The following is a 23,092-nucleotide window of genomic DNA, read 5'->3' as shown; positions in this document are numbered from 1 at the left end:
GGTCACCATAACGCGAGTTACGGGACATGAGAAGACAATTACGTCAATTTGTCTTCCCACCGCCCGCCTAGACTTTCTGATCGACAGGGGGCGACTCGGTCGCTCGATCTTGAACACAACCGGGGGCTACCCGTTGACAAAGAACGTAAACCGCGCTGGTTTGCGCAGGTCAACCGCCATCTTTCTGGCGTGCGCCACCGTTATGGGCGGTTGCTCGTCCAATCCGCTGGCGTCTACGCCTCCGACAATCGAGCCGGCCGCACCCGCGATCTCCCCGCCGGCGGCCACCCGTCCTGCGGGTGAGATCCTCCCGCTGGGCGGGAATCCGGACGCCGCGATCTTCGACGAACGCACCGAGTCACTGGCGGTGTTGACCCCGGGCGCCGACCCTCAGGCCGCCGCCACACTGACACTGTTCAGCTCCAACGGCGTGCCCCGCGAGCTCACCCTGCCAGGCCCGGCCACCGCGATCGCCGGCGACGGACAGGGCTCGGCGTTCCTGTCCACCAGGGGTGGCTACGTCACCGTCGACCTTGCCGCGGGCACGGCCAGCCCGGTGTCGATCAACGACGAGACCGACACCGACTTCACCGCGATCGCCCGTCGCGCGGACGGTCGTCTGGTGCTCGGCAGCGCCGACGGCACCGCCTACACCCTGGGTTCGGACACTGCGGTCGCCGAAAAGGTGAAGATTTTCGCGCGGGTCGACGCCGTGGTCGCCGAAGGAAACAATGCCGTGGTCCTCGACCGTGGTCAGACCTCGGTGACATCCCTGAACGCCGACGGCCGTACCCAGCAGGCGTTGCGGGCGGGCCAGGGCGCCACATCGATGGTGGCCGACCCGCTGGGCCGGGTCTTGGTGACCGACACCCGCGGCGGACAACTGCTGGTGTTCGGCGTCGATCCGCTGATCGAGCGGCAGGCCTACCCGGTTCCGGATGCGCCGTACGGCCTGGCCGGATCGCGGAATCTGGCCTGGGTTTCGCAGACCGCGTCGAACATGGTTGTTGGATACGATTTAACGACCGGTATTCCTGTGGAGAAAGTGCGCTACCCGACCGTGCAGCAACCGAACTCGCTGGCTTTCGACGACAAATCCGACACGCTCTATGTGGTGTCGGCCGCCGGCGCGGGTGTGCAGGTGATCCGCAATGCGGCGGGCGGCCGGTGAGCGCGGCGTACCGCGGCCGGATGCCGGCGAGCTGGGAAGTCGAACTCTCCGATGACTACGAGTGGATCCCCCTGCGGCTGCCGCCCGACGTCACCCGCATCAGCGCGTCGACCCGACTGTCGATCGAAGCCGAGTACCGGGGCTGGGAGTTGACCCGGGTGCGTCTCTACACCGACGGCAGCCGTCGAGTCCTCTTGCGACGCAAGAAGTCTCGAATCAACGGCCAGACCACTGATCAACCCGAGCTGTGATGTACGACGCGCTGCGGCGGGCTTTCTTCCTGGTGCCCGCCGAACGCATCCACACGTTCGTGTTCGGCTCGCTGCGCGCCGTCACGGCCACGAACGCCACTCGAGGACCGTTGCACCGTAGGCTCGCACCCCGCGATCCGATGCTGGCGAGCACCGTGTTCGGCGTGCGGTTCCCCGGCCCGATGGGCTTGGCCGCCGGGTTCGACAAAGACGGCCTCGGGCTGAAGACCTGGGACGCGCTGGGATTCGGCTACGCGGAGGTCGGCACGGTGACCGCGAGTGCTCAGCCGGGCAACCCGTTGCCGCGACTCTTCCGCCTCCCCGAGGACCGGGCCCTGCTCAACCGGATGGGCTTCAACAACCGCGGCGCGGGGCATTTGGCTCTGCGGCTGGCCCGCTACCGGCCCGACTCGCCGATCGGCGTCAACATCGGCAAGTCGAAGGTCACCCCGCCCGAGCTGGCCGCGGACGACTATCGTGCCAGCGCACGGCTCCTCGGCCCGCTGGCCGACTACCTGGTGGTCAACGTCAGCTCCCCCAACACCCCCGGTTTGCGCGACCTCCAGGCCGTCGAATCGCTGCGCCCGATCCTGTCGGCCGTATTGGCCGAGACCTCGACACCCGTCCTGGTCAAGATCGCGCCGGACCTGTCCGACGAGGACGTCGACGCCGTCGCCGACCTGGCCGTCGAGCTGGGACTGGCCGGGATCGTCGCCACCAACACCACGATCTCGCGAGCCGGCCTGCGCACACCGGGTGTCGACGAGCTGGGGCCGGGTGGCATCTCCGGTCCACCGGTGGCACGCCGGTCCCTGGAGATCCTGCGGCGGTTGTACAGCCGGGTCGGCAGCGACCTCGTGCTGATCAGTGTGGGCGGCATCGAGACCGCCGACGATGCGTGGGAGCGCATCACCTCCGGCGCGTCCCTGCTGCAGGGCTACACCGGGTTCATCTACGGCGGTGGCTTGTGGGCCAAGGAGATTCACGACGGCATCGCCGCCCGGCTGCACGCCGGCGGCTTTTCATCGCTGGCGCAGGCCGTCGGTTCGGCTCACTCCGGGCGCAATCCCAGGATTCCGCCGTCCGCGTCGTAGAGCAGGTCGTAGTGGCCCAGTGCCCGAAGCCCGGTGTTCACGAACGTGCCGTTTCGCGCAGGAGCGCGGTGCACGTCGGTCGGCGTCTGCGGTCCGCCGTCGCCGACCGCGAAACTGTAGCGCAGGTCGCCCACGGTGACCGTCATCGCAGTGCCGGCGGGCACGGTCCCACCCGACGGCAGACCATCGGCCTCCACGATCATGTCCAGCAGACCGGTGTCGATCAGAACCTTCCCGGAATGCATTGGCCCTGAGCCTGATTGGAAGCCGCCCGTCGGGGTCAGCCAGTCGTTGTGCGGACCCTCTACCGGGGCGCCGGCACTGGTCAGCTGCTGCATGTCCCACGCGCCGGTGACATTGGCGGTCGTCAGGCCCAGTGACAGGCCGTCCCGGCCGATGAGGTACCCGCGCCGCATCGTCCCCGCATTCATCGCGGCGAGGTTCAGGAACGGGTTGTGGGTGGGCGCGGCGCGGGCGGTGGTTCCCCGGCCGAAGCCGACGCCGAGCATGTGCGGGATCGCCCCCGTGCAGCGGCCCGAATTCACCCCGTCGCCCCGGCATCTCGAGCTGGTCACCGCGAGCACCGGCACTGCCGCCTGGGCCGTCGCGCCGGTACCGGTGGCGTGCACGGCCTGCGGGAACGCCACCGAGGCCGTCACCCACACTCCGGTCAGCTCCAATCCACTGGAGCTGTAGGTGAGGCTGCCGGGTGGCGAGTCGGCAGGAATATTCGGCACTTCCGCGGCAGGCACCACCACGCCCACCGACCCGGTGTCCACCGTGAACGGCGACGTCGGGCCGCCATTGACCGACGCTTCGACCTTGAGCGTGGCGCGCAGGTTCGTGAAGTCCGGCGACCCGACCCACGGCACGGTGTAGCTGTCTTGGTAAGCGTCGTACGTCGCGGAAGCCGAGGCGGGGGCCTGGCTACCGGCCGGCGGCGTAGTGGTTGCGCCAGAACCACATCCGGCTACCAGGCCGGTGGCGACGACCGTGGCGAGGAACCTCGCGCGCATTGTCAGCACCGAGCATCCTTGGGCGCAACGGCGAGGTCGATCAGGTACGCCGCCGCATAGGCGTCGACGCAGGGTTGGTCCCGAAACACCGCTGTGTGTTGCGTGCCGTCATAGGTCAGCAGACTTCCCCCGAGCTCCTTGGCCAGCTCGACACCCGCCTGATAGGGCGTCGCCGGATCACCGGTGGTGGAGACCACCAACACTGACGGAAGGCCCGGGGCCGACACGCTGTGCGGGCCGCTGGACGGCGGCACCGGCCAGAACGCGCAGACGTCGAGCGGCGCGTTACCGGTGAACTGGCCGTAGCTCCCGAAGGGGGCGACCTGCCGCAACTGCCTGTCCTTGTCGACGGCCTTCGCGCGATCGGTGTTCGGAGGTGCATCGACGCAATTGACCGCATTCTGAACGTCATTGGTGTTCGCGTAGTGACCGTCGCTGTCGCGGCCCAGGTAGGCGTCGGCCAGCTTGAGCAGGATGTCGCCGTCACCCTGGGCCAACTCGTCCAGCCCGTAGCTCAGAGTTGACCACATCGTCGGCGAGTACAGCGCCATCACCGTCCCGGTGATCGCATCGCTATAGCCGAGCCCGCGAGGATCCTCCGTGCGAGCAGGCGCGGCGACCAGTGGATCCACCAGTCGGTGATAGACGTCGACGGCCTTGGCGGGGTCGGCGCCGAGCGGGCAGCCACCGTCGCCGACGCAGTCCCCGACGAAATCGTCGAATGCCTTCTGGAAGGCCGCGGCCTGGTCGATGCTGGACTGGATCGGATCGGCGTCGGGGTCCACCGCACCGTCGAGGACCATCGCCCGCACCTTGTCGGGATAAGCCTCGGCATAGGTCGAGCCGATGTCCGTGCCATATGAGTACCCCAAGAAATTCAGCTTCTCGTCGCCAAGCGCGACCCGGATCCTATCGAGGTCTCGGGCGACATTGACGGTACCGATGTTGGCCAGGAATTCCGTGCCCATCTTGTCCACGCAGCGCTGGGCGAACTGTTTGCGGGTGTCCTCGATGTGGGCAACGCCCATGGCGCTGTAGTCCACCTGCGGATCGGTCCGCGCCGCATCGTCGTCGGCATCGGAGTTGCACCGCAGCGCCGGAATCGACGCCCCGACCCCGCGAGGATCGAATCCGACAAAATCGAAACGCTGACGGACGTCCGGCGGCAGCGTTTTCACCAACTTGATCGCCGCCTCGACACCTGACCCGCCGGGGCCACCCGGATTGACCACCAGCGAACCGATCTTCTGACCGGTCGCCGGAAACCGGATGAGCGCCAGACGCGCGACGGTGCCGCCTGATTCTGCGTAGTCGACGGGCACCTCGACCTCGCCACACTCGGCGCCGGCCGTGCGGCACGGCGACCACACCACCGGCACCGGCGGACCCAGTGCCGGCGTCGTTGCCTGGGGCCTGCCCTCGACTGCCGTGCTGCAGCCGGCTACCAGCGTGACGACGGCCAGCGCCGCGCGGAGCTTACTTCTGCTCGTACGTGCCGTGAATGACCGCGCGCGCAATGGAATTCATGAACAGGTTGAATCCGAGGTAAGCCGGGCTGGCATCCTCGGCGAGTTCCAGCTTCGGCACCTTCACCGCGTGCACGGCCACGAAGTAGCGGTGGTAGCCGTGGCCCTGCGGCGGGGCGGCACCGATGAACCGGCGAGCGCCCGCGTCGTTGACCAGAGTCAGGGCATCACCGGGCAGCACCGAGCCGTCACCGACACCGGACGGCAGGTCTGTGACGGTGGCGGGCAGGTTGGCCACCGCCCAATGCCAGAAGCCGGAACCGGTGGGCGCATCGGGGTCGTAGACGGTGACCGCGAAGCTTTGGGTCTCCTCCGGGAAGCCCGACCAGCTCAGCTGCGGTGAGACGTCCTCACCACCGGCGCCCATGATGCCGCTGACCTGAGCGTTCTTCCACGGCTCACCGTCGGCGAAGTCGGTGCTGGTGAGGGTGAAACTGGGCAGCTCGGGTAGGAATTCGTAAGGGTTGTACGGAAATGCCATGTGACGGGCTTCCTTTCGTGTGTCAGCAGTTCTTCAAGAAGTGTTCGAGCACCTGGGTGCCGAAGTGCAGCGCATCCACGGGTACCCGCTCGTCGACGCCGTGGAACAGTGCCGCGAAGTCCAGCTCGGGCGGCAGCCGCAACGGGATGAAACCGAAACACCGAATGCCCAGTCTGGCAAAGGCTTTCGCATCCGTGCCGCCGGAAAGCATGTAGGGCACGGTGCGCGCCTCCGGATCGACGGCCAGCAGCGCGTCGTTCATCGCGTCGACGAGGTCGCCGTCGAACGTGGTCTCGTACGACGGCAGGTCCCGCTCCCACTCGCGGGTGACGTCCGGACCGATCAGCTCGTCGATCTCCCGCTCGAAGGCTTCCTTGCGGCCGGGCAACACTCGGCAGTCGATGACCGCCTCGGCAGTCTGCGGGATGACGTTGGCCTTGTAGCCGGCCTTGAGCATGGTGGGGTTGGCGGTGTCGCGCAGGGTCGCGCCGACGATGCGCGAGATGCCACCGAGTTTGGCGATGGTGCCGTCAAGGTCGGGCGAATCGAGATCGAAGCTGTAGCCGGTCTCCTCGGCGACCGCGGTGAGAAATTGCTGCACAGAATCGGTGAGCACCAGCGGGAATTGGTGCCGCCCCAGGCGGGCAACGGCCTCGGCGACCGCGGTGACGGCGTTGTCGTCGTGCACCATCGAGCCGTGTCCGGCGCGGCCGCGGGCCGTGAGCCGCATCCAGGACAGGCCCTTCTCCGCGGTCTCGATGAGGTAGAGCCGCCGTTCCCCGCCGTCCTTGTGCGGCACGGTCAGCGAGAAGCCGCCAACCTCACCGATGGCCTCGGTGATGCCCTCGAACAGGTCGGGGCGGTTGTTCACCAACCACTGAGCGCCGTACGTGCCGCCGTGCTCCTCGTCGGCGACGAACGCGAAGACCAGATCCCTGGGCGGCACGATGCCGGCACGCTTGAAATGCCTGGCGACCGCGATCATCATGCCGCACATGTCTTTCATGTCGACCGCGCCGCGGCCCCACACGTAGCCGTCGGCGACGGCGCCGGAGAAGGGGTGCACGCTCCAGTCCGCGGGCTCGGCGGGCACCACGTCGAGATGGCCGTGGATCAGTAATGCGCCACGGCTGGGGTCGGCACCGGGCAGGCGGGCGAAGACGTTGCCGCGACCCGGCGCACCGGACTCGATGTACTCGGTTGCGTATCCGACGGCGGACAGCTGCTCGGCAACCCAGAGGGCACACTCCGCCTCGCCCTTGGTGGTCGCCAAATCGCCAGTGTTGGAGGTGTCGAACCGGATCAGGGAACTGACAAGATCAACGACCTCGTCGACGGCTTGTGTCACAGTCCCCTTTCCTACCACTGGCGCGGGGCACCCGGGGGTGCGGAGGTCAGCCTCTACCACATGTTTCCCAAGAACCACTCGCGCAACACGCCGCTTTAGGGTTTGATTTAGCGGATGACTCCCCGCCTGCCCGCGATCGCGGCGCTGCTGTGCCTGTCGCTCAGCGGCTGCTCGGCTGTCACCGTAGGCAGCGCGCAGCCGGCCGAGCGTGCGCCGCTGACCAGCCCGGACGCCCTGCCTGCGCTGCTGCTGTCAGCGCCCGACGTCGGCGCGGCACTGGCCAGCGACGACGTCGTCGTCACCACCGACGTGAGCAAAGCCTGGAACGACAGCGCCCACTTCGCCGACGTGAACTGCCTGGCCATTGCCGGTGCCGCGCAGCAGGGGGTGTATGCGAGCACCGGCTCGACTGCCATTCACGGCCAGGTACTGCGCGAGGCGCCGACAGCGCCGGCGTGGGAGCACTACGCGGTGCAGGCGGTGGTCTCGTTCCCCAGCGCGCAGGCGGCGTCGGACTTCTTCACGGCGTCGCAGCGCGGCTGGGCGCAGTGCTCGAACCGGGAGCTGAACTACGCCCAGCCGATCGGGCCTCCCCAGGTGTGGTCAGTCGGGCAGACCAGCACAGACCGCGGCGTGCTTGCCGTCTCGCGGGTGCAGCAGAGCCCGCAGCGGTGGGCCTGCCAGCGGGCCTTGACGGTGCACAGCAATGTTGCGGTCGACGTGGAGGCCTGCAGCCTGGATGGGCCGACGGCGGCGGCCAGTGCGATCGCCGGCCAGATCGCCGGCCGGCTGCCGAGCGCCTAGTTTGGGGCTGCGGTACCTGATCCGTTAGCCTTAAGCGCCCCTGGGCTGGTCTTCAGGGGAAGGTCCGAGTGGCGGAATGGCAGACGCGCTAGCTTGAGGTGCTAGTGCCCTATTAACGGGCGTGGGGGTTCAAGTCCCCCCTCGGACACTTTTTTGCGTATGTCGGCGGCAGCCTCCAGAAGCGTCTGCGCCAGCACGGCGGTTGCCGGCGCCAAGTGCTCTGCCTGCCGAGACGCCAGGTACACCTGCCACACCACAGGATCGGTCAGCTCGATCGACGCCAGTCCATCCACCCGGCGAGCCTCCGAACACGGCATGAAGGCAGTACCCAGACCATTGCGTACCAGTTCGGCAATCGCGGCGAAGCCGGCGGGCACTTCGTACTGCGTGCGCGCGCTGACGCCGGCTGCGTGCAATGTGTCGTCCATGAGCCTTCGTAGCCCGAAGCCCGGCGGGAAGCCGACCAGGTCCTCGGTCGCTACATCGGCAAGGTCGAGGCGCGACCGTGCGGCCAGTTCATGGTCGGTGCGGCACACGAAAACCATTGGCTCCTCGAACAGCAACCGCATGGCCAGCGCAGGCGGGTGACGGTCCGGAACCGACACCAGGGCCAGGTCCAATGAACCCTCGAGAAGGGCCGACAAGTACGACGAGGCTCCGGTCTGGCTCAGGCGCAACCGCAGCCCCACAAACGGATGGGCGCGGTGAAATCGCCCGAGAGCAGCCGCCACATCCACCGGTCCCGACGAGATCAGCGACCCGAATTCGACTATGCCCGAGAGCTTTCCGGTGAACTCGCCGACCGACTCGGCGGCGAGCCGGCTCGTCTTCAACACGTCGTAAGCGTGTGATCGGAAGCGTTCGCCGGCGGCGGTGAGACGTATCCGCTGGCGTGATCGGTCGAAAAGCTGGACGTCCAGCTCACGTTCGAGCCGGGCGATCGACGACGACAACGCCGACTGCACGATGTGTGCCCGTTGCGCCCCGCGGGTGAAGCTCAGCTCTTCGGCAACGAACACAAAATGTTCGATCTGGCGCAATTCCATACCCGAGTCTATCGGTTCTATAGATGACACACATCAATACAAATCGTTGGACGCGATGACCCGGATGGCGTGAACTGGAGGCATGAACGGCATCAGCAGACGAAGCCTCGGCCGGCTGACGGCAGTCGCCGGGGGCGCGGCGCTGCTCTCGGCGTGTGCGACCACCACGCCGGCACGCACCGACGCCAGCCCACCCGGCTCGCCGCGGCACGCGCTCGGTCCGATCAAGCAGATCAAGGCGGGTCTGCTCGACGTCGGCTACACCGAGGCAGGGCCTGCCGACGGACGACCGGTGATCCTGCTGCACGGCTGGCCCTACGACATCCACAGCTACGCCGACGTCTCGGCGATCCTTGCCGACCAAGGGTTCCGCGTCATCGTGCCCTATCTGCGCGGCTTCGGATCGACCCGATTCTTGTCGGCAGACGCATTTCGCAACGGTCAGCAAGCCGCTCTGGGCGCCGATGTGATCGCGCTGATGGACGCGCTACACATCGACCGCGCAATCCTCGGCGGCTACGACTGGGGCGGTCGCACCGCGAACGTCGTCGCGTCGCTGTGGCCCCAGCGCGTCGCCGGACTCGTCGCGGTCAGCGGCTACATCGTCGTCGATCTGGCCGCCAACCGCGAACCGCTGCCTCCCGAGGCCGCACACGGTTGGTGGTATCAGTACTATTTCGCCACGCCACGTGGCGAACTCGGATACCGACGCAACACCAAGGCGTTCAATCGGCTGATCTGGTCCAGCGCATCACCGCTGTGGCATTTCGACGACGCCGCCTACGACCTGTCGGCCGCGGCATTCGACAACCCGGACCATGCCGACATCGTGATCCATAACTACCGTTGGCGCCTCAGCCTTGCCCAAGGCGAATCCCGTTACGACGCAGACGAACAACGGCTTGCCGGCAAGCCCCGCATCACGGCGCCCACCATCACCATCGCAAGCGACTTCGACGGCGCCGCCAAAGACGGCACTGCGTATCGCGCCATCTACACCGGCCCATACCAGCACCGCGTCCTGAACCGGATCGGACACAATGTCCCTCAGGAGGCGCCGGAGCAATTCGCCGCGGCCGTCGTCGATGTCGACGGCATGATCACCCACTAGCTCAAGGACCATCGTCGAATGTCGCTGCTGTCCCTTCCATTCGTCGCCGACACGCTCGCGCGCGTGTTCGCCGCGGCGGTCAATCCGGCCCCGAAGGCCGCGGTGCGATTTCCGGAAATCGCAGGCCGCACCTCGGAGATCACGATTCCCACCAGATACGGGCCGACACCGGCCACGGTGTATCACCCATCGCCCGGCGCCGAGTCGCCGGCGGTGTACGTCAATGTCCACGGCGGCGGCTTCGTGGTCGGACACCGGGAGCAGGACGATCCGTGGTGCCGGTATCTGGCTGCCAACTCCGGCGCGGTCGTGATCAACACCGACTATGTGCTTGCGCCCGGCCACCGCTTCCCCGCCGCCCCGCACCAGCTCTACGACATCGCGTGCTGGGCCGCCGACCCCGGTCGGGACTGGGACGGAACCCGACTCTGCGTCGGTGGTCAGAGCGCGGGCGGCAGCCTCAGCGCCGCGGTGGCACGGCTGGCCCTCGAAAACGGCGGACCCGATATCGCTTTGCAGGTCTTGCATTACGCCCCGTTGGATCTGGTGACGCCGACCCGCGACAAACCCTCGGCGCTCGGCCCCCGCGCGGTGATGAAGCCGTGGATGGGTGAGGTCTTCGACACCGCGTACATCCCCGATCCAGCCCAACGCCGCGACCGGTTGGCTTCCCCGGCATGGGAAGGCAACGCCGCAGAGCTGGCGGGTATCGCGCCTGCCCTGATCGTCACCGCCGAGCACGACCGCCTGCGGGACGAAGCACGCCGATACGCCACCCGCCTCGACGCCGTCGGCGCGCTGGCGGAGTACCACGAGGTGCCCGGCGTCGACCACGGCTACAACATCATGAGCGACGCCGCCGACGTCACCCGGCGAAGCTACGCCCACATCGTCGAGCACGTTCGTCGCGCCGTCGACTCATAGCAGCCCTACAGGCGGACGGCCACCGCGATGCCGTCGGCGATCGGCAGCGTCATCGTCGCGTAGCCGTTCGCCTCGTCAGCGAGGTAGGCCAACAGTGCGCCATGGACATCGCGGCCGAAATCCGCCGTCACATCGTCAACCAGGATCAGCGTGCCGGCGCGCAGGTTCGGTTCGAGCACGCGCAGGACGTCGATCGCAAGATCGGGCCAGCCGTCCAGCAGCACCAGATCCGGTTCGTGCGGCAGGTCCACCAATGTCTCGCGGGCATCGCCGAGGCGCAGTTCGATCAGGTCTGCGACGCCGGCCTCGGCGAAGTTCCGCAACGCGGCATCGGCCTTGTCCTGCTGCATTTCCGTGGTGATCACCAGGCCGCCGCCGTTGTCACGGACCGCACTCGCGAGATGGATCGTCGATACGCCGAACGACGTGCCGTACTCGACCACGTTGCGCGCACCGGTAGCCCTGGCCAGCAGGTAGAGCAGCTGGCCACCGACACCGGATACGGACATGTAGACGTCCTTGAACATTTCGGCACGCCGGCCGGCGTCGAGATCCCAGGGTGAGCTCGACCCGTCGAGAACCGCTGCGACGGCGGCTTCGTCGCCGGCCTGCTCGCTCGACAGGAGGCGTTGCAGGACAACAGAAATCGGGGTGTTCGTCAGAGAATTGGTCATCGTGGGTTCCTTCCAATCAGATCGATGACCCCAACGTATCCTTGAGCCTGAATTACCTCCAGTGCATCATTGATAGGTAAGGGTTATCCAAAGTGGAATCAACGATGGACCTCGATCTGAACCTGCTGCTGGCGCTCGACGCACTACTCGAGTTGCGTAGCGTCGGTCTGGCCGCCGAGCGCCTGCACACATCGGCCCCCGCCATGAGTCGCACGCTGGGGCGGTTGCGGCGCAGGCTGGACGACCCGGTGCTGGTGCGAGCCGGCAGGCAGATGGTGCCGACACCACGCGCGCTGGCAATGCAGGCCGAGGTCCATGATGTGATCGCCCGCGCCCGAGCGCTTTTCGCCACACCCGAGACCGTCGAACCGCGTCGACTCTCCCGCACATTCTCATTGCAGATGGGCGACATCGGCATGCTCAGCACCGTCGCCGAACGGTTGCTGGCGCGAGTGCGCACCGAAGCGCCCGGTGTGACACTGCGGTTCGTCGGCGAAAGTCATGAGGACACGCACTCGCTGCGCGACGGCGGCGTCGACCTCGAAGTGGGCCAGACAAGTCACCTTGACCCGGAGATCCGCGTCGAGGAACTGATCACCGACCGAATGGTCGGCGTCGCCCGCGCGGGACATCCGCTGCTGAAGCAGCGGGTCACCGTCAAACGCTTTGCCGACGCCGAGCACGTGGTGTTCTCCCGCCGGGGACGACTCCGCGGGCCGGTCGACGACCTGCTCGCCGAGCACGGTCTGCAACGCCGCGTCGTCGTATGCGCACCCACCCCCGCCGGCGGGTTATTCCTGGTTCGCAGTAGCGACCTGGTCGCAATGATGGCGGCCGGACTGGGCCGCTATGCCATGGAAGCGCTGAACCTCAAGAGCTTTGCCATCCCGCTCGACCTGCCGCCGTTGACGATCAGCATGGCCTGGCATCCCCGTCACGACGCCGACGGCGCGCACCGCTGGCTCCGTCAGTGTGTACGGGAGGCGCTCTGACCGCGGCGGATCGCGCTCAACGCATCGCTCGTCGTCCACACCGCCAGCCCGAGAAGGGCGATGTCCTTCACCAAGAACTGGCCGGTGGACGACAGCGCCGGAAAGCCACCGGCGGACTCTTCGCCGATACCGGGTGTGGTGACCAGGAAGCTGAGCGTGGCGAGGAAGAGTCCGATCGCCGCGACACTTCCCAGAATCGAGATCCTCGGCCACCACGGCGCGACTGCGAGCAGCAGCGCCGTGGCCAGTTCGACGACACCCAGCGCTGTCGAGAACGCCGTCACCGAAAAGATCCCGTACACCCAACTCATGATCGGGCTGTTGGCCACCAGGGGCTGGATGCCGTGCGCTTCGTAGTCGGTGAACTTCAGCGCGCCGATCCACGCGATCACAATCACGAGTCCATAGCGCGCTGCCAGTGAGCCGACTGTGGTTGCGGCCGTGTCGGTTATGTGAACGTGCGGTGGTGCTTGGAAAGCGGTCATCGTGGAACCTTTCGTCGTCTGTTCGACGGATTGGTGCCGCCGAAGGCACGGCGCGTTACATCCGCACAACGGCGTAACGGTTTCGACGGGTCAGACCACTGCACAAACAGCAGACGGAAGGAGCAGGCCCGATGGGTGACCCCGAATACGACTACCGCTGAGCGGATAACATTCCGTCTCGATGGTCGAGACGGAAGACGACGAGACAGCGCTCGTCGCAGCACTGCGTGCCGGGGACGAGTTGTCCTTCGCCCGGTTGGTCGACCGCTACACCCCCGCGCTGCTGCGGGTGGCACGCGGCTACGTCCGCACCCACGAATCGGCCGAAGAGGTGGTCCAGGAGACCTGGATCGCGTTGATGAAAGGCATAGAGAAATTCGAAGGCCGATCATCGCTTCGCACTTGGCTTTTCACGGTGATGATCAACATCGCCAAGACCCGCGGCCTCCGAGACCGACGTGACGCCGATGCCGAACTGGCCGCGGCGGGAGGCACCGTCGACCCGGATAGATTCCGCCCGCCGGGCGACTCGGAGTGGCCCGGACATTGGAAGGACGACCGCGCCCCGGTCCCATTCCCCGACACCCCCGAGGGCACCGTGTTGGGAGCGGAGTTCCTCGATCTCGCACGTCGCGAATTGGACAAGCTCCCGGAGCGGCAACGTATGGTCGTCAGCCTGCGAGATCTGCTGGGATTCGGCTCCGCTGAGGTGTGCGAATTACTGGACCTGAGTGTGGCCAACCAGCGTGTACTGCTGCACCGCGGCCGTGCCGCGATCAGGCAGGCGCTCGAAGACTACGTGCGGGAGGCACGATGAACACCAGGGGCATGGACTGCACCGAGTTGGTCGAACTCGTCACCGCATACCTCGACGGATCACTGGACCCAGCGGCAAGGGCGCGCTTCGACATGCACCTGCTCGACTGCGACGGGTGCGAGAACTATCTGCAGCAATTCCGGGTCACGATTGAGACGGTCGGCCGAATCAGCCAGGAACAGGTCGATCCCGAGTTCCGCGTCAGGTTGCTCAACGCATTCCGTGACTGGAGCTGACCGCTCCCGCGCACGGCTGTAACGCATCCGACTGTCCTCATCACTCAAGGTCGTACCACCCAGCGCGCCTCACCAGACATGGCGCACGACCCGGAGGAACTCCCTGTGAAGATCACCCTGTTCGCTGCCGCGATGGGCCTCGCCGCGGGCGTCGGCCTATGCACTGCCGGTGTCGCGACGGCCATCCCGATCAACAGCGGATCGGCGGCAGACGTTGTCAAAGCTCTGCAAGACCAGGGCTACACCGTGCAATTCAATGGACCGTCGACGACCATGCCGCTGTCCCGCTGTACGGTCAACGGCGTGCACGGCCTGACGGTCATGATGATGGCCGACGGCTCCCTCATGATGCGAATGGATCCGGGCAATGCCGGTGTCGTCTACGTAGACCTCTCCTGCCCGATCGGCAACTAGTCCACATGGACAGCGACGACCGCGGCGAACCGCCCGCCGACACGGGCGGTTACGGCTTCCCAAAGATACTGTGGCGCAACGTGGATAAGCATCCGCCTCCCGGGGCCGACCATCTCCGCCGCTGGCGAAGCCCGTTGCGCGGGCCCTGGTTGACCTCGGTATTCGGCCTGGTGCTGCTGATCACGCTGCCCGTTGTCGTCATCACCGGCTTGCTCTCGTACATCGCGTACGGCCCCCAGTTCGGACAGGCGATCCCAGCCGATGTGGGGTTGCTGAAGCTCCCGACGTTCAACTGGCCGACCGACCCGTCCTGGTTGTATCGGCTCACGCAGGGTCTCCATGTGGGGCTGGGCCTGATTCTGATCCCGGTCGTCCTGGCGAAGTTGTGGTCGGTCATCCCACGCTTCTTCTCCTGGCCGCCCTCGCGGTCGCTCGCGCAACTCATCGAACGTGTCTCGCTGATCATGCTGGTCGGCGGCATCCTCTTCGAAATCGTGACCGGGGTACTGAACATCCAGTACGACTACATCTTTGGATTCAGTTTCTACACTGCGCACTACTTCGGCGCCTGGGTGTTCATCGCGGGGTTCCTCGTCCACATCGCCATCAAGATCCCGAAGATGCGAACCGGCCTGCGGTCACTGCCGTTTCGCCAGGTGTTGAGGACCTCGGCGGCGGAAACCCTTCCGGAGCCGGCGGACCCTGACGGGTTGGTCGCCGTTGAACCCGCGCCCGCGACGGTGAGCCGGCGTGGTGCGCTCCTTCTCGTCGGCGCAGGTTCGGTGTTCATGGCGGTTCTCACCGCGGGGCAGACGATCGGAGGAATCGCGCGGTACGCAGCGCTCCTCCTGCCGCGTGGCCGCGACCTGGGCAACGGACCCAACGACTTCGAAGTGAACAAGACTTTCGCGGCATCGCTCATCGATCCACGCGCCACCGGTGACGTCTGGCGGTTGACCTTGAGCGGTGGACCGCGAGCCGTGGTGCTCGATCGTGCGGCGCTGCTGGCAATGACGCAGCACACCGCCACCTTGCCGATCGCCTGTGTGGAGGGATGGTCGAGCACTCAGAGCTGGACGGGCGTACCGCTACGTAATCTGGCCATGTTGGCCGGAGTACCCAATCCCAGCTCGGCCTACGTCCGCTCCATCGAGCGGTATGGCTTCAATCAGGCGACGCTGCAAGGAAATCAGGTAACGCATCAGGACGCCCTGCTGGCGTTGAAGGTCAACGATGCCGACCTGTCCCCCGATCACGGGTTCCCCGCGCGCATCATCGTGCCGGCGCTGCCCGGTGTGCACAGCACCAAGTGGGTCACGTCGATCGATTTCAGGACGGTGTGAAATGGCCTCAGCACCGTCGGTGTTCCGCGACGTCTATGGCTCGCATCCGTTTCACCTGCTCACGTTGACGGCCGGGTTCGCCTTGTTCACTTATGCTCTCGTCACTCTGGGTCCTGACCAGCTGTGGAACCCCACCACGTGGTGGCAGTCGATCGGGGTGTGGTTCGCGGCGGCCATCATCGCTCACGATCTCATCTTGTTCCCCGTCTATTCGCTCGTCGATCGTGTGCTGGTGGCTGCGCTCCGGCGCCGCCCTACCACCATCACCACCAAGACCCGTGTGCCACTGATCAACTACGTACGGGTGCCACTGCTGGGTGCGACACTCACATTGCTCGTCTTCCTGCCCGGCATCATCGAGCAGGGCGCGGTGAACTTTCACGCGGCCACCGGATTGACCCAGGACCCGTATCTGGGACGCTGGCTTCTGCTGACGGCGGCACTGTTCGGAGCAAGCGCGGTCGCCTATGCGATCCGGCTGGCAGGCGTGGCGATGAAGTCGACTGTGCACACCCACCCGGCGAGCTAGACCTACACGGAATCAGGCGATGCTGCGTGGCCCCGCGTCTTGGCCAGGCTCGCCACCGTCGTCACCAGCAGCACCACGCCGATCACGCCGATCGACATGCCCGTCGAGATCTCCGGGACCGCAACGTGTTCGCCGCCGTTGATGAACGGGAGGCTGTTCTCGTGCAAGGCGTGCAGTACGAGCTTGACGCCGATGAACGCAAGGATGAGCGCCAGCCCGTAGGACAGGTAGATCAGGCGATCCAGCAGACCACCGATCAGGAAGTACAGCTGTCGCAGCCCCATCAACGCGAAGGCGTTGGCGGTGAACACGATGTAGGGCTGCTCGGTCAGCCCGTAGATCGCCGGGATCGAGTCGAGAGCGAACAGCACGTCGGTGAATCCGATTGCAATGAGCGCCAACAACATCGGTGTGACGGCGCGGCTACCGTCGACCTTGGTGAGAAACTTGTCGCCGTCGTAGGTGTCGGTCGTCGGGACGAGACGGCGCACCAGGGCGATGATCCGGCTGTCGCGCTTCTCCTCGACCTCCTTCTCGTGCCCCGCCTCCTTCGCGAGCTTGATCGCGGTGAGCACCAGGAACAGCCCGAAGAGGTAGAACACCCAGCTGAACGTGCTGATGGCCGCGGCGCCGACGGCAATGAACCCGGCGCGCATCACCAACGCCAGCACGATTCCGATCAGCAGCAGCTTCTGCTGGAATTCCCGCGGCACCGCGAACGTGCCCATGATGACCGTGAACACGAACAGGTTGTCGACGGACAGCGCCTTCTCGGTGACGTACCCGGCGAAGTACTCGCCGGCGAACGTCCCGCCCCATAGCCACCACACGACGAATCCGAACGCCACCGCCAGGCCGATGTACACCGACGACCAGATCGCGGACTCTTTGAACGTGGGTTCGTGCGGCACCCGCACGTGGGCGAAGAAGTCGAACACGAACAGTCCGAGGATGACTGCGCACGTGATGAACCAGACCGATCCGCTGATGTCCATGACATCCATTATTCGGTATTAGCCAGCCTTCACCGCGAGCACAGGTTTAGGGCATTCCATCAGCACTTGTTGCGCGACGCTGCCCAGAAGCAGTTTGCCGACAGGATTGCGGTGCCGCAGGCCGATCACCAGCAGCTCGGCTTCGGGGCGCTCCATCGCCTGCAGCAGCGCGTCCGCGGCGTACACCCCGACCGGCTGGGACAGCTCGTAGCGCACCCCGCATTCGCGCAGGTGCTCGGTAATGGTGCGCACCTGGCCGGGCTGGGCGAACGCTGCGTCGACGTAGGAGTCCCCCGGCGTCGAGTTGACCACCAGAAGGTCGGTGTTGCGCAGGGTGGCCTCGGCGATGCCGGCGTCGACCGCCGCCCGGCCGTACTGGTCGTTGGTGTATCCCACGACGATCATGACGTCTGCGCCTTCTCTCTCTGATCCTTGTCATCCTCGACGACCAGCAGTGTCTCCTCGTTGCGGTGCAGCAGCCGCAATACCAACGGGATGATCAGCAGCACGGCCATGCACACGTAGGTCACGATCGCGACCGGTTCGGTGAACAGACTCGACCAGTCGCCGCCGCCGAGCTGCAGGCTCTGGCGCAGTTGACGTTCGATGCGCGGACCCAGGATGACGCCGATGATCAGCGGCAGCACCGGAAGCCCGAACCGGCGCATCATCAGGCCGAGCACACCGAACAGCAGCAGCAATGCCAGATCCAGCGGCTGGATGTTCACCGCGAACGCCCCGAGGGTGGCGAAGAACAGGATGCCGGCATACAGGTAGGGCCGCGGCGTGCGCAGCAACTTGGCCCACAGCGGCGCCAGCGGCAGGTTGAGCACCAACAGCAGGAAGTTGCCGATGAACAGGCTGGCGATCAGCGTCCAGATCAGCAGCGGCTCTTTGCTGAACAGCGTTGGCCCGGGCTGAATCCCGTAGGAGACGAAGGCGGTGAGCATCACCGCTGCGGTGGCGTTGGTCGGCAGGCCCAACGACAGCATCGGCACCAGAGTGCCTGCGGCCGAGGCATTGTTGGCAGCCTCGGGTCCGGCCACCCCTTCGATGGCGCCCCGGCCGAACTCCTCCGGATGCTTGGAGAGCTTCTTCTCGGTGATGTAGCTCAAGAACGTGGGCAACTCGGCACCGCCGGCGGGCAACGCACCGAACGGGAACCCGAACGCGGTGCCGCGCAGCCACGGCTTCCAGGACCGACGCCAGTCGTCCCGGCCCATCCACGGCCGCCCGACCGGGATGACGTCGGCAGGCCTGCGCCGCAGATGCGCGGCCACCCAGAGTGCCTCTCCCACAGCGAAAATCGCAACGGCGATCACCACGATGTCGATGCCGTCGGACAGCTGCGGAATACCGAACGTGGCCCGCGGCTGCCCGGTCAGGAAGTCGATGCCGACGATGCCGATCGCCAGGCCGAGCACCAGCGAGATGGCCCCGCGCAACTTCGATGAACCCAATACCGCGGTCACCGCCACCAGCGCGAAGAGCATGATCGCCAGGTACGACGGCGCCCCGAGGGTCACGGCGAACCGCGAGATCGCGGGCGCGAACGCGGCCAGCAACACCGTGCCGATGGTCCCGGCGACGAACGAGCCGATGGCCGCGGTGGCCAGTGCCTGCGCGGCCCGGCCCGCTTTCGCCATCTTGTTGCCCTCGATGGCGGTGATCACCGACGACGACTCCCCCGGTGTGTTCAGCAGGATCGACGTGGTGGATCCGCCGTACATACCGCCGTAGAAGATCCCGGCGAACATGATGAACGCCGCACTGGGGCTCACGTTGTAGGTGATGGGCAGCAGCAGTGCCACCGTCATCGCGGGTCCGATGCCCGGTAGCACCCCGACCGCGGTGCCCAGCAGCACCCCGATCACGGCGTAGAGCAGGTTCATCGGGGTCGCCGCCTCGGCGAACCCCTGTAGCAGCCAGTTGACGTTGTCCATCTACAGAATCCCGTCCAAGATGCCTGCGGGCAGCGGGATTCCGAGCCCGGAGTAGAACGCATAGAAGCTGGCCAGTGCGAGCACGACACCGATGACGATGTTGCGCACGTAGTGCTTGGCACCCAGAATCGTTGCCGCACCGGCGAAGAACAGCGCGCTGGTGATCACCCAACCCACCGGGTTGACCAACAGGATCATCGCGACGAACAGCGCGATGAGCAGTCCGACGGTCCGCCAGTCCCCCGGCGCTTCGGGATCGATGTCCTCACCGGCGTCGGCTTCGCCCTTGCTGCCGCGCGGGATGGCGACGGCCAGGACCACCGCGAGCACCAGTGCAGCCACACCGATGACCAACGGAAAGAACTTGGGCCCGACGGGATCCACCTTGGCGAAACCCTCGTCCAGGGTCATGCCGCTGTAGACCAGGAATCCGCCGACGAGCGCCAGCACGGCGACCACGATGTACTGCGCATAATCGACGCTGCGGGCCGTCGATTCCGGTGATTGCTTCTCATCGATGCTCACAGCAGCCCCAATTCGGTCAGCGTCGACGCGACCCGGTTGTCCTGGTCTTTGAGAAATTGTTCGAACTGCGCGCCGGTCACGAAGGCGTCCGTCCACCCGTTCTTGGCCAACGCCTCTTTCCATTCCTTAGTGCCATGCATCTCTTCGAGCGCCTTGACCATGTCGTTCTTGGCGCCGTCCGAAATACCCGGCGGCGCAAGGACACCACGCCAGTTGGCGAAGGTCAGATCGATGCCGGCCTCCTTGAGCGTCGGCGCATCGATGCCTTCGACGCGCTGCTCGCTGGACACTGCGAGCACCCGCAACTGGCCCGCCTCGATCTGGTCGATGAGCTCGCCCGGGCTGGAGGTGCCCACGGTGATCTTCTTGCCGAGCAGCGCGGTCAGTAGGTCTCCGCCGCCGTCGTAGGTGATGAAGTTGACCTGTTTCGGGTCGACGCCGACCTTCTCGGCGACTTCCATCGGGAACAGGTGATCGGGCCCGCCCGGTGAGGATCCCCCGCCGATCGTCATCGTGCTCGGGTCGGCCTTCCAGGCCGCGACGAAGTCCTGCACTGTCTTGAACGGCGAATCGGCGGGCACGAAGATCGCGCCGGGGTCCTCGATCAATTTGGCGATCGCCGTCGCGTCGGAGGCCTTGACCTTGGACCCGTTGGTGTAGGTGGCGCCGACGACGCCCAGGCCCATCGTCATCATCAGGTCGTTGTTGCCCCGCTCGTTCATCAGCCGGGCCATCGCAACCGTGCCGCCTGCGCCGAGGACGTTGAACACCTCGACGCGTCCGGTGATGTCGCGGTCCTCCATGATCTTCACGGCCGTTCGCGCCGTCAGGTCATAGCCGCCACCCGGGCTGTTCGGCACCATCATCCGCAGCCGGTGCAGGCCGGACGGGTCGTCGCCCCGCGTCACGCCGCAACCGGCGAGCAGCAACGTCACGGCCAGTGCGGCGACGATCGCCGCTAACCGCTTCGTGCTTCGTCGCACCATTCGTCGACCCCGTTTCCTGATGGGAAGAGTTCGTCCACATGTGATGTTCAGCAATACTGGTCGAGGACGTGACGGCAGTCACTCTTTCGGACGCAGAGGAAGTTGTGGTCGTTGTGGTCATCGCTGGTACGTAGCGGCCGTAGCCTCGCGGGCCAGTTCCTCGCCTTCCAGCTGCTCGTGGTGGCGGTCGTGCTGGTCGCCGTCGGCGCGGTGTCGATCGCCCAGTCGACCAAGGAGTTCCGCGACGTGCGCGGGCAGCGGATGATCGCCGTCGCCGAGAATGTGGCGTCCACACCGCTCGTGCGGGACCGGTACGGCGATCCCTTCGCGGCCCAGGTGCTCGCGCCCGACGTCGACCGGGCGGTCGCACTGTCCGGTGCCGGACTCGCCGAGATCATCGACCCTTCCGGGCGGGTGCGGGTGTCCACCGATCCGTCGCGGGTGGGCCGCACCGCGGACTTCGGCCCCAGCCGGGTCGTCGAGGGCAGGGCCTGGTTCGGCGACCTCGACATCGACGGCCGTCACACGTTGACCGGCCAGGTGCCGATCCTGTCCACCGACGGTTCGGTGCTGTCGGTGGTGTCGGTCAGCGAGCCCTATCCCTCGGTCTGGCAGCTGCTGAGCGGTGCCGGCGAGCGGCTGCTGGTGTACCTCGGTCTGGGCGCGGCGCTGGGCCTGGTCGCCTCGTGGTTGTTGTCGCGGCGGATCAAGCGGCACACCAGAGGTCTGGAGGTCGCCGAGATCGCCGGGTTGGCCGAACATCGAGAAGCGTTGCTGCACAGCATTCGTGAAGGTGTGATCGGAGTGAACACCGACGGGGTGATCACCGTGGTCAACGACAGCGCCCAGGAATTGCTGGGGATCGGCGCCGACGCGGTCAACCGCCGGGTCCGCGACGCAGGCATCGATCCGGCCGTTGCCGACTTCCTGGTGTCCGGCGAGGACGGCCACGACGTCGTCATCGCCACGCCGAATCGGGTGCTGGCACTCAACCGGCGGGCGGCGACCAGCCAGGGTCAGCGCATCGGTACGGTCACCACCATGCGCGACAGCACCGAGCTGGCGTCCATGCAGGGTCAGTTGTCCTCGCACAAGAGCGTGACCGACACGCTCCGGGCGCAGACCCACGAATTCGCCAACCAACTGCACACCATCTCCGGTCTGGTCCAGCTTGGCGAGTACGACTCGGTACGGGATCTGGTGGGCGCGTTGACTCGTCGCCGTGCCGAGATCGATGCCGCTGTGACACAGCGCATTTCGGATCCCGCCGTGGCCGCGCTACTGATAGCGAAGACCACATTGGCCGCCGAGAGCGGCGTGGCGCTGCAGTTGGCCGACGACTCGCACCTTTGCGCGCTGAGCCCGGCACTGGCAACCGATGTCATCACTGTGCTCGGCAACCTGATCGACAACGCCGTCGACGTCTCCGAGGGCACTGTCGCGTCGCGCGTCGAAGTGAGAATCGATGACGCCGACGGCCTGACCATCGAGGTTGCCGACTCCGGACCCGGTGTGCCGCAAGCACAACGCAGCCAGATCTTCTCCAGGGGCGTGACGTCGAAGCCCGATGTCCCCGGCGGTCGCGGGATCGGCCTTGCGCTGGTGCGGTTGATCGCCGCCCAGCACGGCGGCACCGCCGAGGTACACGACGCCGACGGTGGCGGCGCATTGTTCGTCGCCAGGTTGCCGAGGATCGAGTCGGTGAGTCATGCGTGAGGTGCTGGTCGTCGACGACGATTTCATGGTCGCCGACATCCATCGTCGCTTCGTCGACCGCATCGACGGATTCCACACCGTCGAGGTGGCCCATACCGGCGCCGCCGCACTGGATGCCGCCCGAATCGTGCGCCCGGATCTGATCCTGCTCGACGTCTACCTCCCCGACATGACCGGCCTGCAGGTGCTGCAGACATTGCGGGCCGAAGGTGATCCGGTGGGCGTCATCATGATCACCGCCGCACGGGAATTGGACACCGTGAGCGGCGCCCTGGACGGCGGCGCGGCCGACTATCTGATCAAGCCCTTCGAATTCGAGCAGTTGAGAGCCAAATTGGTGGCATTCGCCGCCCGCGCCGATGCGCTGGGCGCAGACCGTGGCATCGATCAGAACTTCGTCGACACCCTGTTCGGACACGCCCACACATCGGGCGACTCACCGCCGATGCCCAAGGGGCTCGGCGCCGAAACCGCGCGACTGGTCCTCGACGCCGTACGCGGAGCCGACGAGCTGTCGGCGGCCGAATGCGCTGACCTGGTGGGCATCTCCAGGGTCAGCGCGCGCCGCTACCTCGAACACTTCCTCACCACCGGTGCGGTGGGTCTGCGATTGCAGTACGGGGCGGGGCGGCCCGAGCGCCGCTACCACGCGGTGTAATTCTCCA

Annotated in this window: 26 protein-coding genes and 1 tRNA gene; 15 read left to right on the top strand and 12 right to left on the bottom strand. The window is 66.3% G+C overall.

Translation table 11 applies throughout. From position 1 onward, the window contains the following. Nucleotides 1–202: 202 nt before the first annotated feature. The 3 genes from BST42_RS26140 to BST42_RS26130 are packed head-to-tail and all read left to right on the top strand — an operon-like array spanning nucleotide 203 to nucleotide 2,516. Nucleotides 203–1,171, top strand: coding sequence for a YncE family protein (locus BST42_RS26140; protein ID WP_237159597.1), 969 nt, complete (start codon nucleotides 203–205; stop codon nucleotides 1,169–1,171). Then, nucleotides 1,168–1,422 (top strand): DUF5703 family protein, encoded by a 255-nt coding sequence (locus tag BST42_RS26135; RefSeq protein ID WP_083122611.1) that lies wholly within the window; start codon nucleotides 1,168–1,170, stop codon nucleotides 1,420–1,422. The genes BST42_RS26140 and BST42_RS26135 overlap by 4 nt, the downstream gene beginning before the upstream one ends. Next, nucleotides 1,422–2,516 carry a quinone-dependent dihydroorotate dehydrogenase gene (locus tag BST42_RS26130; protein ID WP_083122610.1) on the top strand — a complete coding sequence of 365 codons (1,095 nt, stop codon included), beginning with the start codon at nucleotides 1,422–1,424 and terminating at the stop codon, nucleotides 2,514–2,516. Before BST42_RS26135 ends, BST42_RS26130 begins: the two co-directional genes overlap by 1 nt. Here the strand turns inward: BST42_RS26130 and BST42_RS26125 are convergent. From BST42_RS26125 to BST42_RS26110, 4 genes are read right to left on the bottom strand one after another with little or no spacing between them, the layout of a single operon-like run. Beyond that, nucleotides 2,474–3,541, bottom strand: coding sequence for a hypothetical protein (locus BST42_RS26125; RefSeq protein ID WP_083122609.1), 1,068 nt, complete (start codon nucleotides 3,539–3,541; stop codon nucleotides 2,474–2,476). The two genes, BST42_RS26130 and BST42_RS26125, sit on opposite strands and share 43 nt — an antisense overlap. Next, the gene (locus BST42_RS26120) at nucleotides 3,535–5,049 is read right to left on the bottom strand and encodes an alpha/beta hydrolase (protein WP_083122608.1); all 1,515 of its coding nucleotides are present in this window, start codon (nucleotides 5,047–5,049) and stop codon (nucleotides 3,535–3,537) included. The genes BST42_RS26125 and BST42_RS26120 overlap by 7 nt, the downstream gene beginning before the upstream one ends. Beyond that, the gene (locus BST42_RS26115) at nucleotides 5,009–5,539 is read right to left on the bottom strand and encodes a YbhB/YbcL family Raf kinase inhibitor-like protein (RefSeq protein WP_083122607.1); all 531 of its coding nucleotides are present in this window, start codon (nucleotides 5,537–5,539) and stop codon (nucleotides 5,009–5,011) included. Before BST42_RS26115 ends, BST42_RS26120 begins: the two co-directional genes overlap by 41 nt. A 22-nt stretch (nucleotides 5,540–5,561) precedes the next feature. Beyond that, nucleotides 5,562–6,887 (bottom strand): M20/M25/M40 family metallo-hydrolase, encoded by a 1,326-nt coding sequence (locus tag BST42_RS26110; RefSeq protein WP_207569581.1) that lies wholly within the window; start codon nucleotides 6,885–6,887, stop codon nucleotides 5,562–5,564. A gap of 114 nt (nucleotides 6,888–7,001) precedes the next feature. Here BST42_RS26110 and BST42_RS26105 point away from each other — a divergent pair, with 114 nt between their 5' ends. Next, the gene (locus tag BST42_RS26105) at nucleotides 7,002–7,691 is read left to right on the top strand and encodes a sensor domain-containing protein (protein ID WP_083122605.1); all 690 of its coding nucleotides are present in this window, start codon (nucleotides 7,002–7,004) and stop codon (nucleotides 7,689–7,691) included. A 62-nt stretch (nucleotides 7,692–7,753) separates the two neighbouring features. Further along, nucleotides 7,754–7,839: transfer RNA gene (locus BST42_RS26100), tRNA-Leu, on the top strand. Here BST42_RS26100 and BST42_RS26095 read toward each other — a convergent pair. Continuing rightward, on the bottom strand, nucleotides 7,793–8,737 hold the full coding sequence (locus BST42_RS26095) for a LysR family transcriptional regulator (RefSeq protein ID WP_083122644.1): 945 nt from the start codon (nucleotides 8,735–8,737) through the stop codon (nucleotides 7,793–7,795). The genes BST42_RS26100 and BST42_RS26095 overlap by 47 nt on opposite strands. An 82-nt stretch (nucleotides 8,738–8,819) precedes the next feature. On the opposite strand from BST42_RS26095, the gene BST42_RS26090 reads away from it, so the two are divergent. Then, complete coding sequence (locus BST42_RS26090; protein WP_083122604.1) at nucleotides 8,820–9,848, top strand: alpha/beta fold hydrolase; 1,029 nt, start codon at nucleotides 8,820–8,822, stop codon at nucleotides 9,846–9,848. 102 nt (nucleotides 9,849–9,950) lie between these two features. After that, nucleotides 9,951–10,772, top strand: a complete 822-nt coding sequence (locus tag BST42_RS26085; protein WP_083122643.1) for an alpha/beta hydrolase — start codon at nucleotides 9,951–9,953, stop codon at nucleotides 10,770–10,772. 5 nt (nucleotides 10,773–10,777) lie between these two features. Here BST42_RS26085 and BST42_RS26080 read toward each other — a convergent pair whose 3' ends face one another. Continuing rightward, nucleotides 10,778–11,446: an O-methyltransferase gene (locus BST42_RS26080; protein WP_083122603.1), complete on the bottom strand. Its 669-nt coding sequence runs from the start codon at nucleotides 11,444–11,446 to the stop codon at nucleotides 10,778–10,780. 104 nt (nucleotides 11,447–11,550) lie between these two features. Between BST42_RS26080 and BST42_RS26075 the strand changes: the two genes are divergently transcribed. Continuing rightward, on the top strand, nucleotides 11,551–12,438 hold the full coding sequence (locus tag BST42_RS26075; protein WP_083122602.1) for a LysR family transcriptional regulator: 888 nt from the start codon (nucleotides 11,551–11,553) through the stop codon (nucleotides 12,436–12,438). On the opposite strand, the gene BST42_RS26070 is transcribed toward BST42_RS26075, so the two are convergent. Beyond that, nucleotides 12,414–12,923 (bottom strand): YkgB family protein, encoded by a 510-nt coding sequence (locus BST42_RS26070; protein ID WP_083122601.1) that lies wholly within the window; start codon nucleotides 12,921–12,923, stop codon nucleotides 12,414–12,416. The genes BST42_RS26075 and BST42_RS26070 overlap by 25 nt on opposite strands. 181 nt (nucleotides 12,924–13,104) lie before the next feature. Here BST42_RS26070 and BST42_RS26065 point away from each other — a divergent pair, with 181 nt between their 5' ends. The 5 genes from BST42_RS26065 (at nucleotide 13,105) to BST42_RS26045 (ending at nucleotide 16,262) form a co-directional block, all read left to right on the top strand. After that, entirely contained in the window at nucleotides 13,105–13,740 is a 636-nt protein-coding gene (locus BST42_RS26065; RefSeq protein ID WP_083122600.1) for an RNA polymerase sigma factor, read from the top strand. Beyond that, on the top strand, nucleotides 13,737–13,976 hold the full coding sequence (locus BST42_RS26060; protein WP_207569580.1) for an anti-sigma factor family protein: 240 nt from the start codon (nucleotides 13,737–13,739) through the stop codon (nucleotides 13,974–13,976). The genes BST42_RS26065 and BST42_RS26060 overlap by 4 nt, the downstream gene beginning before the upstream one ends. 105 nt (nucleotides 13,977–14,081) lie before the next feature. Then, entirely contained in the window at nucleotides 14,082–14,390 is a 309-nt protein-coding gene (locus BST42_RS26055; protein WP_133057514.1) for a hypothetical protein, read from the top strand. A 5-nt stretch (nucleotides 14,391–14,395) separates the two neighbouring features. Beyond that, entirely contained in the window at nucleotides 14,396–15,733 is a 1,338-nt protein-coding gene (locus BST42_RS26050; protein WP_083122598.1) for a molybdopterin-dependent oxidoreductase, read from the top strand. A gap of 1 nt (nucleotide 15,734) precedes the next feature. Next, nucleotides 15,735–16,262 (top strand): hypothetical protein, encoded by a 528-nt coding sequence (locus tag BST42_RS26045; RefSeq protein ID WP_083122597.1) that lies wholly within the window; start codon nucleotides 15,735–15,737, stop codon nucleotides 16,260–16,262. Nucleotides 16,263–16,264: 2 nt separating this feature from the next. Here the strand turns inward: BST42_RS26045 and BST42_RS26040 are convergent, their stop codons facing one another. Genes BST42_RS26040 through BST42_RS26020 form a run of 5 tightly spaced genes read right to left on the bottom strand, consistent with a single transcriptional unit; the run spans nucleotide 16,265 to nucleotide 20,711 of the window. Beyond that, on the bottom strand, nucleotides 16,265–17,257 hold the full coding sequence (locus tag BST42_RS26040; RefSeq protein ID WP_083122641.1) for a TerC family protein: 993 nt from the start codon (nucleotides 17,255–17,257) through the stop codon (nucleotides 16,265–16,267). 18 nt (nucleotides 17,258–17,275) lie between these two features. Further along, nucleotides 17,276–17,662, bottom strand: coding sequence for a universal stress protein (locus BST42_RS26035; RefSeq protein ID WP_083122596.1), 387 nt, complete (start codon nucleotides 17,660–17,662; stop codon nucleotides 17,276–17,278). Next, nucleotides 17,659–19,200 carry a tripartite tricarboxylate transporter permease gene (locus BST42_RS26030; RefSeq protein WP_083122595.1) on the bottom strand — a complete coding sequence of 514 codons (1,542 nt, stop codon included), beginning with the start codon at nucleotides 19,198–19,200 and terminating at the stop codon, nucleotides 17,659–17,661. The genes BST42_RS26035 and BST42_RS26030 overlap by 4 nt, the downstream gene beginning before the upstream one ends. Beyond that, complete coding sequence (locus BST42_RS26025; RefSeq protein ID WP_083122594.1) at nucleotides 19,201–19,725, bottom strand: tripartite tricarboxylate transporter TctB family protein; 525 nt, start codon at nucleotides 19,723–19,725, stop codon at nucleotides 19,201–19,203. It abuts the gene before it with no gap. Beyond that, nucleotides 19,722–20,711: a Bug family tripartite tricarboxylate transporter substrate binding protein gene (locus BST42_RS26020; RefSeq protein ID WP_083122593.1), complete on the bottom strand. Its 990-nt coding sequence runs from the start codon at nucleotides 20,709–20,711 to the stop codon at nucleotides 19,722–19,724. Before BST42_RS26020 ends, BST42_RS26025 begins: the two co-directional genes overlap by 4 nt. Before the next feature lie 102 nt (nucleotides 20,712–20,813). On the opposite strand from BST42_RS26020, the gene BST42_RS26015 reads away from it, so the two are divergent. Together BST42_RS26015 and BST42_RS26010 are read left to right on the top strand one after the other, a co-directional pair. Continuing rightward, a complete protein-coding gene (locus tag BST42_RS26015; protein ID WP_083122592.1) occupies nucleotides 20,814–22,427 on the top strand; it encodes a sensor histidine kinase in 1,614 nt (537 codons plus the stop codon). Next, the gene (locus BST42_RS26010; protein ID WP_083122591.1) at nucleotides 22,420–23,085 is read left to right on the top strand and encodes a response regulator; all 666 of its coding nucleotides are present in this window, start codon (nucleotides 22,420–22,422) and stop codon (nucleotides 23,083–23,085) included. Before BST42_RS26015 ends, BST42_RS26010 begins: the two co-directional genes overlap by 8 nt. Nucleotides 23,086–23,092: the final 7 nt, after the last annotated feature.

It is taken from the genome of Mycolicibacterium rhodesiae, assembly GCF_002086695.1.
GTDB lineage: Bacteria > Actinomycetota > Actinomycetes > Mycobacteriales > Mycobacteriaceae > Mycobacterium > Mycobacterium rhodesiae.
The sequence above is the reverse complement of the archived record's forward strand: the minus strand, read 5'-3'. Positions and strand labels throughout refer to the sequence as shown.